Annotated in this window: 9 protein-coding genes and 2 pseudogenes; 8 read left to right on the top strand and 3 right to left on the bottom strand. The window is 59.6% G+C overall.

Going from position 1 to position 10,256, the window contains the following annotated elements; translation table 11 throughout:
- Positions 1-638 (top strand): annotated as a pseudogene (locus tag RMO15_RS17850) (SGNH/GDSL hydrolase family protein); the annotation flags it as partial.
- Between the two features lie 25 nt (positions 639-663).
- On the opposite strand, the gene RMO15_RS17845 reads toward RMO15_RS17850, so the two are convergent.
- Positions 664-1,236, bottom strand: coding sequence for a hypothetical protein (locus RMO15_RS17845; protein WP_309714895.1), 573 nt, complete (start codon positions 1,234-1,236; stop codon positions 664-666).
- Complete coding sequence (locus RMO15_RS17840; RefSeq protein WP_309714893.1) at positions 1,202-2,251, bottom strand: DUF3500 domain-containing protein; 1,050 nt, start codon at positions 2,249-2,251, stop codon at positions 1,202-1,204. Before RMO15_RS17840 ends, RMO15_RS17845 begins: the two co-directional genes overlap by 35 nt.
- 50 nt (positions 2,252-2,301) lie before the next feature.
- On the opposite strand from RMO15_RS17840, the gene RMO15_RS17835 reads away from it, so the two are divergent.
- Both RMO15_RS17835 and RMO15_RS17830 read left to right on the top strand, forming a co-directional pair.
- A complete protein-coding gene (locus RMO15_RS17835; protein WP_309714891.1) occupies positions 2,302-3,240 on the top strand; it encodes a family 43 glycosylhydrolase in 939 nt (312 codons plus the stop codon).
- A 39-nt stretch (positions 3,241-3,279) separates the two neighbouring features.
- Positions 3,280-3,816 carry a redoxin domain-containing protein gene (locus RMO15_RS17830; RefSeq protein WP_309714888.1) on the top strand — a complete coding sequence of 179 codons (537 nt, stop codon included), beginning with the start codon at positions 3,280-3,282 and terminating at the stop codon, positions 3,814-3,816.
- Between the two features lie 58 nt (positions 3,817-3,874).
- On the opposite strand, the gene RMO15_RS17825 is transcribed toward RMO15_RS17830, so the two are convergent.
- A complete protein-coding gene (locus RMO15_RS17825) occupies positions 3,875-4,618 on the bottom strand; it encodes a DUF1559 domain-containing protein (RefSeq protein WP_309714887.1) in 744 nt (247 codons plus the stop codon).
- Between the two features lie 117 nt (positions 4,619-4,735).
- Between RMO15_RS17825 and RMO15_RS17820 the strand changes: the two genes are divergently transcribed.
- From RMO15_RS17820 to RMO15_RS17800, 5 genes and pseudogenes are all read left to right on the top strand, one after another.
- Positions 4,736-6,970, top strand: coding sequence for an alpha-L-rhamnosidase C-terminal domain-containing protein (locus RMO15_RS17820; RefSeq protein ID WP_309714886.1), 2,235 nt, complete (start codon positions 4,736-4,738; stop codon positions 6,968-6,970).
- Positions 6,967-7,704: a phosphatidylinositol-specific phospholipase C/glycerophosphodiester phosphodiesterase family protein gene (locus tag RMO15_RS17815; RefSeq protein ID WP_309714884.1), complete on the top strand. Its 738-nt coding sequence runs from the start codon at positions 6,967-6,969 to the stop codon at positions 7,702-7,704. Before RMO15_RS17820 ends, RMO15_RS17815 begins: the two co-directional genes overlap by 4 nt.
- Positions 7,701-8,414 carry an SDR family NAD(P)-dependent oxidoreductase gene (locus RMO15_RS17810; protein ID WP_309714882.1) on the top strand — a complete coding sequence of 238 codons (714 nt, stop codon included), beginning with the start codon at positions 7,701-7,703 and terminating at the stop codon, positions 8,412-8,414. The genes RMO15_RS17815 and RMO15_RS17810 overlap by 4 nt, the downstream gene beginning before the upstream one ends.
- Positions 8,414-9,772, top strand: coding sequence for an NAD-dependent epimerase/dehydratase family protein (locus RMO15_RS17805; protein WP_309714880.1), 1,359 nt, complete (start codon positions 8,414-8,416; stop codon positions 9,770-9,772). Before RMO15_RS17810 ends, RMO15_RS17805 begins: the two co-directional genes overlap by 1 nt.
- Positions 9,769-10,256: pseudogene (locus tag RMO15_RS17800) on the top strand (hypothetical protein); the annotation flags it as partial. The gene RMO15_RS17805 and the pseudogene RMO15_RS17800, both read left to right, overlap by 4 nt.

The raw sequence follows: 10,256 nt of genomic DNA, 5'->3' as shown, positions 1-10,256 counted from the left end.
CTCGCGACGACACGGGTTTCACAAAAGATAAGGTTCACCCCGGCGCAGCGGGGCACCGTCTCTATGCCGAGCGCCTCACGGGGGCACTCCCCGGCTTTCTTGCGGTGGGGAAAGCAGGGGAACACGCACTTCCCCCCGCGCGGAGCACGAACCACTGGCAACGGGCAAAGCTACTCACGCTGGATGCCCTCACACTGAGCCCACACTGGACCCGTGTCGCCGCCACCGATCCCCATGTCACGACACAGAAAGGCGGGCTGGTGCCGCCGACCTGGGTCGCCACACAGCCTGGCGCGAGTGTGAAATTTCGCTTTCGGGGCACACAGCTTGGCTTGGTGGGGCATAAAGGCCCCGAGAACGGGATCTTTCGTGTAACGGTGGACGGGAAAACCGTCGAGGGGACTCTCTTCGACGCGTACTCACAACCAGGTCGCTTCTTTCTCAAGCCCTGGTTCTTCCCGGAGTCGCTCTCTGACACGGACCATGACGTGCAGATCGAGCTATTGGATAAGGCACCGGATAAGAGTGCCGTCAGTAAGGCAGTCGTGGACAAAACACCGTTTGCGACCAACGGACTCCACCTTAGCGGTGTGCTGATCGTGGGAGAGCAGCGCCGGACGGGCGAGGGCTACCGCTAGGCAAAGACAACCGCGCTGTCTTTGCCTAGCGGCGGCGCTTGCGAGCGTAGATCAGGCAGCCTGCCAGCCCCGCTCCAACGAGCCACAGAGTGAGGTTCCACTCGTGGTTGGGAGCCTGAAACGCGACAGTGAGTGTCTGTTGTGTCGCATCATGAGTCTGCTGCCCAATCTGGATCCCATCCGTGCCTGCGAGGGTGGCGGCAAGATAGGCACTCTTGAGGGGCGTGTGGTGGTTCTCGAAGCGGAGCGTATGCTTTCCTCCAGAGAGAGACACCAGAGGCGCGGAGAAATACAGCTTGGTGCTCTGCTCACCAGTCGTCAGTGGCTTCGGAAGCAGATTGAGCATAAGTGGCTTGCCATCGAGTGAGAGGCATAGGTCTGTGAGAACCCGCTGTGGATAGTCTGGCTTGGCAGCGAGTGCGGCGAAAGGAGCAACGAGCTGCTCTCCAGGGGTGAGGCTGAGTTCGATCGTCACCGACGACGGTGTGATTCCGACATAGCTTGCCTGCCCCAGCTCATCGCGTGGATGGGCTAGGGCGGGCAGTGCACAAAATGCCAGCAGGCTACTGAGGAGAGGTAAGCTTTGCGCCGTAGTCATTGGAGGGCTCGCGGTAGATACAATGGGTGTGGTTGGTACCATCGCCGCCCATGCGCTGCGGGGAGTACTCGATCAGCACGGTTGGGGCAGTAATTCGGTAGTACGCGGCGCTTCCCGTGGTAGTCGGACCGCCCCAGGCAAAGTAGGTCTTGTCGAGATTTGCCTTTGCCTCCGCGAGTTTGGGAGCCGCGTCGTCGTCGTTGAGGTTCCCAATCCATTCACCTAGCAGATCCATGAGAAGTTTTTTCTGCGGGTTGGTGAGCTGGGAGCCGGGGATACCCTCCGGCGCAAGTGTCTTACCATCTTGGCCCGGCCCTAGCATCAGATCAATGAAGTACGGGGCGCGAACGGCGGTTTTGTGCTGATCGGGGGTGAGTGCCTGAACCAGAGCAAAGCCCTTGGTCATCTCACGCCCTAATGGCTGGATAGTCTTGCCACCTAGCGTGTACTTAGCAGGCTGTGCGGCGGGCAGACTCGGTGCCAGCGTGATGTTCTTGCCGACCACGGTGGCATTTATCGCGAGGTGGTGCCCCCCGAACTGAAACATCCATGGGCTCGTTTGCGAGGGCTTTCCGAGAAATGAGAGATAGAACTCGGCCTTGCCAAAGTTCAGCCGCTCGCCCATACGGTCGTTCTGCCGCAGGTACTCATCGCCATTGACAATATCCGTGACTTTCTGATAGCCCTGTTTGCTCAAGATCCCCTGGAGGAGCATCTGAGCTGCCTTCTGTTGCGCCTCGGTTAAGTCGCCCATCTTCAGACCAGCCCGACGGTAGAGGCCGGAAGGCAGGTTCGACCAGTTCGCGCGCTGCCGGGTATCCGTGAACGCAAAGCTGACGGCCTTGCGCTGCTCTGGGCTCAGTGTGGCCAGAAACGCGTCGGCAGCCTCGACGATTTTTTTCGTTGTGGCATCAGCAGTGAGTGCTTTGGGGGCCTGAGCGGAGTGCGCATAGACGGCAAAGCCACTCAGTCCACAAGCTAGGCAAATTGCGAGAGGTAAATGTGCTTTTTTCATTCTGCTGAGAGGATATCGAAGCATCATAAAGAAATAATGAAGATACGAATATGAATACCCCTGAGATGTACTACGGCGACACCTCGCGTCTAGGACGGCCCTTTGCCAAAGACCCGTCGGTGATTAAGTTTGCAAAGAAGTACTGGCTGTATTACTCGATGCCACCGTTTGACCCTAAGCTCGCCCCGCCCGATGCCCCGAAAGGCTGGGGGATTGGGATTGCCACAAGCACGGATTTGACGCACTGGACAAAAGTAGGGGAGGTGCTGGGCAAGCCGGGGACGGTCGAAGAAAATGGCATCTGTGCGCCGGGAGCGCGTGTGCTGGGAGGGAAAGTCCATCTCTTCTACCAGACCTATGGCATGGGGCCTAAAGACGCGATCTGCCACGCGGTCTCTCAAGACGGCCTGCACTTCGAGCACGATGCCAGCAATCCTGTTTTTCGTCCCAACGGTGCCTGGAACTGTGGACGGGCGATAGACGCGGAAGTGTTTCCCATCGGGGACAAGCTCTATCTCTACTACGCCACCCGAGACCCTGCGTTTAAAATCCAGATGCTCGGCGTGGCCGTCGCTGATCTTAAGTCCGACTTCGGGCGTGCAGCGTGGAGCAATCTCTCCACCGACGGCCCGATGCTCGCTCCTGAGCTGCCTTGGGAGCGAGACTGTATCGAGGCCGCAACGATCTGCAAACGCGGCAAGACACTTTTTCTGTTCTACGCGGGAGCCTACAACAACGCGCCGCAGCAGATCGGGGTGGCAACCAGCACGGATGGCATTCACTGGAAGCGCCTTAGCGATCAGCCGCTTCTGGCCAATGGCAAGCCTGGTGAGTGGAACGCATCGGAGTCCGGCCATCCCGGCATCTTCGACGAGCGCGGCAAGACGGTGCTTTTTTTTCAGGGCAACAGCGACAAGGGCAATACTTGGTTTCTCTCGCAAAAAGGAATTCGCTGGACAAAGGAAAATTTTCCTGAGCTGGCGGAGTGAGAGGGAACTAATGCCTACCCCTCATTTGTAGAAAAGGACATGAATGCTCTCGTACCGCTTTTGCTTCTTACCGCCGCCTTTGCTGGCCCCGCGAATCCACCAAAAATCGGGGAGAAGGCTCCCGATGTAACCTGGCAGACACCCATCGCGACCTCGGTGACACTTTCAAAGTTGCTGATGAACGGCCCCGTGGCGCTTGTGGTTTTACGTGGTTTCCCTGGCTACCAGTGTCCGATTTGCACAGTGCAAGTGGGGGAGCTACTGGGCAAGAGCGAGGCCTTCGCCGCCGCAAAGACGCAGGTTGTGCTTGTCTATCCGGGACCCGCAGAAGGCCTGAAGCAGCGCGCCGAGGAGTTTGTTCGAGGGAAGACACTTCCCGCCACTATCACGCTGGTTCTTGATCCTGATTACGCATTCACGAATAAATACGGCCTGCGCTGGGACGCTCCCCGCGAGACCGCATTTCCCTCGACATTTGTGATTGACAAAAGCGGCAAGGTAATCTTTGCAAAAATCAGCCGCTCCCACGGAGGTCGCACCAAGGCCACGGAGATTCTTGAGGCGCTTCCCCGCTAAAAAATAAAAGACGCCGTCGCTACGATTTAAGTAGCGACGGCGTTCCTTGTGTACAGTTCTACAGACGCCACCAGGGATTGGAGCCGTCGTTACTGGCTTTGCGAGGACGTCCCCCGATGGGCGCGACATTGTCTGTGGCAGTGTCTGTCATCGTGGTCTTGAACTGGCTGGGCTTATACCACTTGGCATGACCATCTCCAAAGACACTGGTCATACCGCCTCCGTGCCGCTCCTGCGACTTCACACAGATCGGGTTGGTGCCACACCACTCGGTGGGAGGGCCAGGCCAGGTGTGTTGGCCGTTGTTCGTGGGGCCTTCACAGAACGTCACCGTGGTTGCCGGAAAATTAAACTCTGCGAGGGTCACGGAGGGTTGCCCAAAAGATGCCCCGGACCAGCGCGTGATGTAGGCGTTCTGCCAGTAGCTCGAAGATGTCCAAGATGCCCTGGCATCTGCCGTATCCCAGTAGAGATTGAGCCCATCATTGCTATCACTGGGACACTTGAAGATCTGCATATTTTTAGCATAGGGCTGTAGAATCTGCACCCAGGTCTGCTTCCAGCCATTGACTCTCTGCATCGGGTTCCAGTAGCCCCAGAGAGGGTAGGACTCATCGTAGTCTTGCACATACATCATCTGTGCGGTACCGATCTGCTTGCAGTTGGACAGGCAGCTTGTCTGGCGTGCCTTCTCACGGGCTTGTGCAAAGACGGGAAAGAGAATCGCGGCAAGAATCGCGATAATCGCGATGACCACAAGAAGTTCGATAAGAGTAAAACCAAGTCGGGAAGATTTCTTCATAAAAATCACCTTTGGGTGGCTGACTTAGCCGGAAAATTTGGCACCGATTTGCCAATCCGTCCGAGTATAACGTAAGTCTTATATTGTTGGCAAGCAAGCTCAGGTAAAATCATTTTTATGAAAACTCCTGATCCCCGTGGGCCGATTGTGCGGAAAGCCGTCCAGCCTAAAGTCACCAGTGATGGCGTCGAGGCCAAGGGCTACAAGGCCGATAACACAGCGCCCCGCGGGAGGCCCCCGGCAGGCAAGTGGGTCTGGCTTGCGGGGGAAAGCCACGCCACGCTCTTTCGCAAAGAGGTTACGGTGACACGCGTCCCCAAGCAGGCCCTTGCCTATCTTAGCGCCGACAATGCGTATCGGCTCTGGATCAACGGAGTCTTGGTGGCGCGCGGGCCAGCGGATATCGGCATGGACTACCATCGGGTGCCCACCGGCAAGTACTTCTACGACACGCTGGATCTCGCGCCCTATCTAAAACCGGGCGTCAATACCATCGCCGCCGAGGTTTTCTTTACCAAGCTGATCGGCTGGGAGGGCTCGCGCGGGCAGGGAGGATTCTTCCTCGATGCCCCCGGAATCACCGCCACAGATGCCACCTGGTACGCAGCGCCCTGCAAGCACTGGGTCAAGAAAGGCAACTGGCACTACGAAGCCGCCGCGGAGCCCGACGGCTGGCGCGAGAGCGGCTTTGACGTCTCTGCTTGGAGCGCGGCGACACCTGTTCCTGACCTCTGGCAGCCCTTTGTGCCCAGCCAGATTCCCGCTCGCATGGAGGTGGTGTATCCAAGCCTACCTGCCGTGCTCCCCCGTTGGACGGGGGCTGGTGGGGAGGCATTTCGCATCCGCTGGGACCGCGTGCTTTCTGCCTACTTGAGCTTTGTCGTAAAAGGTGGCAAGGGGGCAACCCTGACCATCGAGCCCAACGAGCCCAACGCGCTCGGCCACCATCGAATGGCAACGGCGATGCTTACCGGCGGCGTCCAGACCTTCGAGCTTCCCTTCATGGATAGTTTTTCGGTGGTGAATCTCTCGGCTAAAAATATCACCGAGCCACTGGAGATTTTGGACATTCGCGCCAGCTTTGTCTCTCAGCCCGTGGCCTACCGGGGGAGTTTCTCGTGCAGCGACCCTGACCTCACCCGGCTCTGGTCCGTGTGCCGCTGGGCAACCCAGATCTGCCTCCAGACCCACCATTTAGACTCGCCGCACCACCAAGAGCCGATTAGCGATCCGGGGGACTATCTCATCGCGTCGCTGGTCAACTACGCCGCGTTCTTCCAGCCCGCTCTCACGGTGCAAGACTCGCGCAAGTACGCCTGGATTTTGGAGCAGTGTAAGAACCAGAATTTTCATACAAGCTACGCCCTGCTCTGGCTCCAGATGGTACTCGACTACTGGGATCACACCGGCGATGACTCGCTGGTGCGAGAGCTTGCACCCCAGATTCACGCCCTCCTAGACACGTTCACCAGCTATATTGGCAAGAACGGCCTGATCTCCGAAGCGCCCAACTACATGTTTATGGACTGGGTGGACATCTTGGGCTTCCCCGGCCATCATCCACCCGCCGTGATCGGGCAGGGCTACATGACCGCCTTTTTCTACCGCGCTCTCGCCGATGGGGTTCGAGTTGCGGAGCTAACCAAAGACTCGGGTAGGACACTGAACTACCAACGAACCCGCACCGAGCTTGCGACTGCCTTTGAGCGCGAGCTCTGGGTGCTGGAGAAGGGGCTCTACCGCGATGGCAAGCCGTTTCAGACCCATGTCAAGCCCGGCCAGTGGCTCCCCGCCGATAAAGAGATCGAGACATTGACGGCGCACTTGCAGTTCTTGGCCGCGCTCTACGACCTCGCGCCCAAAGAACGCCAGGCAGCGATTGTGGAGAGGGCGATCACGGCGGCGAACTTCTCCTGCCAGCCCTACTTCATGCACTTTGTCTTCGCGGCATTGGCACACACGGGACTCTTCGAGAAATACGCACCCGAGCAGCTCAAGCGCTGGAAGATTATCGAGGAGACCCAGTCACTACGAGAGATGTGGGATCGCGGCGATCTGAGCCATAGCTGGGGCGGGACACCGCTCTATCAGCTCACGACACAGGTGCTCGGAGTGCAGCCCAAGACACCCGGCTTTGCGACCTTTACTGTTACTCCGATGCCCATGGGCCTAAGCTGGGCCAAAGGCGTCGTGCCCACCCCCCACGGCGATATACGGGTAGAGTGGCGCAAGCAGGGCGAGAAACTAGCTCTCGTGCTCACGGTTCCTAAGGGCTGCCGTGCGGAGGTAACCTTGCCTGGAAGCGAGAAAGCAATGTTCTTTGAGGCGGGAGTCGGTAAACTAGTGGTATGACAAAGCCACTTCTTCGAGCACACGCTCACAACGACTACGCCCATACTCGGCCCTTGTTAGATGCGCTGGATCAGGGATTTTGTAGCGTCGAGGCCGATATCTACCTCGAAAACGGTGCGCTACTCGTGGGCCATGACAAGAAAGACCTGAGGCCGGAGCGCACGCTCACTGCTCTCTATTTAGAGCCTCTGTGGCAGCGGGTGAAGGCCAACCAGGGGAGCGTCTACCCGGAAGCTGCGCCGCTGACATTGCTCGTAGACATCAAGACCGACGGCGCACGCGTCTACGCTGCTCTCAAAGAGTCGCTCAAGCCCTACGCCCCGATGCTGACGCGCTTCGAGAACGGGCAGATCAAACGCCGCGCCATCACGGTGATCCTCTCCGGCGACCGCCCCCGTGAGATACTCGCCGCCGAGCGTAATCGTCTCGCTGCCTTGGATGGCCGCCCCGATGATCTGGGCAAGAACCTCCCCGTTGCGCTCTTTCCCCTGATTAGCGAGAGCTGGTTTACCCTCTTCAAGTGGTACGGCACTGGCCTCATGACCCGCACCGACCGCGAAAAACTCTCCAGTCTTATCGAGCAAGCTCATACTGAAGGCCGCACGATCCGCTTCTGGGCCGCCCCCGACAACCCCGCGGGCTGGGAAGTCTGCTGGAGCGCAGGCGTAGATTACCTCAACACCGACAAGCTCCCCGAGCTTGCAACTTTTCTTAGAAAGCAAGGGAAATCATGACGGACGATCTTCTTCTCACGGGGCGCGTGGCGCTGATTGCGGGCGGGGCGGGCAGTATTGGGCAGGCGGTGGCGGCGCGGCTCTCGGTGTTTGGTGCGACGGTGGTGACGGCGGACCGGCCCGGCTCGATTGCGGACTTGCAGACCGACCTGCGGGTTGCCTCGGCGGCAGACGCGCTGGTGGCGCAAGTGCTCCAGACCCACGGGCGGCTCGATATGCTCATCAACTGTCAGGGAATCACGGGGGCGAGCGTGCCACTCTGGGAGCAGACCGATGAGAACTGGGACGCGGTGCTGGAGATCTGCCTGACCAGTGTCTTTCGCCTCTGCCGCGCCGCCATTAAGCCGATGCGCGAGGCCAAGCGTGGCGCGATTGTGAGCATTGCGTCGGTGGCGGGAAAAGAGGGCAACCCCAATCTCACGGCCTACTCCACGGCCAAGGCGGGCGTGATTGGCTTCACGAAAGCGGTCGGCAAGGAAGTGGCAAAAGAGGGGATTCGGGTCAACTGTGTGGCTCCCGCGCAGATCGCCACCCCGATGCTGGAGCAGATGACCCCGGAAGTGGTGGATGCGCTCCTCTCTAAAATCCCGATGGGGCGGCCCGGCACAATTGATGAAGTGGCCAGCGTCGTGCACTTTCTCTGCTCCGACGCGGCGAGCTTTGTCACGGCGCAGTGCTACGATATCTCGGGCGGGCGCTGTACGTACTAATGAGCAACACACTGGTCTTTGGGGCGCTGCCCTGCAACGAAGTCTTAGGCTTTGCACGAGCGCCACAGCTCGACTACGGCGCACCCGAGACTACCCCAGGCGTGCTGGGCGCGATCTTGGTGGAGAGTGGCGCAACGGCAGCGATCTGGGCACCCCGCCTTTATTTTCCCGATGACTTCCTCACGGCGACTCAGGGGAGCTACGCGCTGGCCTGCGCTGCCGCCGATGTGGGCCTTAAGCGCCTTGTCCTGATCTCGACAATGCAGCTCTTCTCACGGATTCCTCAGAACTGGCACCTTGGCACCAACTGGCGTCCAAGGCCCGGACGCGGGGCACCAACACTGTTTCCCTTTCTCACTGAGCTCTCCGTGCAAGAAGTGGCGCGTGCGACGGGGCTGCGAGTGACCGTACTCCGGCTGGGGGATGTTTCTCGGGAGGAAGCGGCAGAGGCAGTACGGCAATCGCTGAACGATACGAAGTCGTGGGTAGTGCGGCATGTCGGCGACGCGCCGGGACGCCCGGAAACAGACGGTGGCAAGCCCTGGCGCGAGATTCTCGGGCCAGTGGAGCCGATTGCCTCGCGAGAGGCAATTCGAAAAGTGGTGATCTTGGGGGCTGGTGGGCCGATTGGGCGGACGGTTGCCGATGCACTTAAAGACCATTACACGCTGCGCCTCGCCGATATCGCGCCGCTAGCGGAGGCGAAGCCGCAAGATCCTAAGGCACCGATTGCGCGTCCGTTGCCCGCGCCGCATGAGGAAGTGCACTTAGATGTGCGCCAGCTCCGCTCTGTGACAGACGCTTGTAAAGATTGCGACGCGATCATCAACCTGACCGTGGTGCGCCAGGACTTTGCGGGGGCGTTTGCGGTCAATGCGCTGGGAGCGTGGAATGTCGGGCAGGCGGCAGCGATAATGGGCATTCGCCGCGTCGTGCATACCGGGCCGCAGCTCATCACACTCCACGGCGAGAGCGACTTTCTCTACGACTACCACCTTGCCTCCGACACCCCAACCCGGCCTGGTCGGCATCTCTACGGCCACAGCAAGTTCCTCGGCAATGAAGCGATGCGGGTCTTGGCGGAGTGGTACGACCTAGAAGTTCCGAATCTCATGTTCAATGGCTTTGCCCAGCCTGATGCGGTAAGCCAAGGAGGTTGCTCGGCGATGATGCTGACCTGGCAGGACGCAGCGCGGGCTATAAAATGCGCTCTCGAAGCCCCGTCGCTGCCTAGCCCCTACGAAGAGTTTCACTGCGTCGCGGACTTTCCCCACGACCAGTGCCACACCGATAAAGCACAGCGCCTGCTGGGCTGGAAACCACACGACACCCTGGAAGGACTCTGGCGCAGACCATGACCACCGACGAGCTTTTTACCGCATTTCAAAACCCCGGAGCTGTCTGGCGCGGGAAGCCCTTCTGGGCCTGGAATGGGCGCTTAGATAAAACCGAGCTGCTCCGCCAAGTCCATGTAATGAAGGAGATGGGCCTCGGGGGCTTCTTCATGCACTCCCGCGTCGGGCTGGTGACGGAGTACCTGGGCGATGAGTGGTTTGAGTGCATCAACGCCTGCGCCGATGAGGCCGAAAAGCTCGGGATGGAGGCGTGGCTCTACGACGAAGACCGGTGGCCGTCGGGGAGCGCGGGCGGGCTGGTTACCCAGAACCCCGAGTTTCGCATGCGCTTCCTTCGCTGCACGGTTGTGCCAGAGAGCGAGTGGGCATCTTTCCCCTCCCTCCCCCCGGCCCCCTCACCTCCCGATAACGGGAGGGAGGGGGAGTCAGAACCCCCACCCAACCCTCTCCCGTTATCGGGAGGGGGTGGCGAGGAACGAGCCGGGGG

This window comes from Armatimonas sp., assembly GCF_031410135.1.
In the GTDB taxonomy this organism is placed as follows: domain Bacteria; phylum Armatimonadota; class Armatimonadia; order Armatimonadales; family Armatimonadaceae; genus Armatimonas.
The sequence above is the reverse complement of the archived record's forward strand: the minus strand, read 5'-3'. Positions and strand labels throughout refer to the sequence as shown.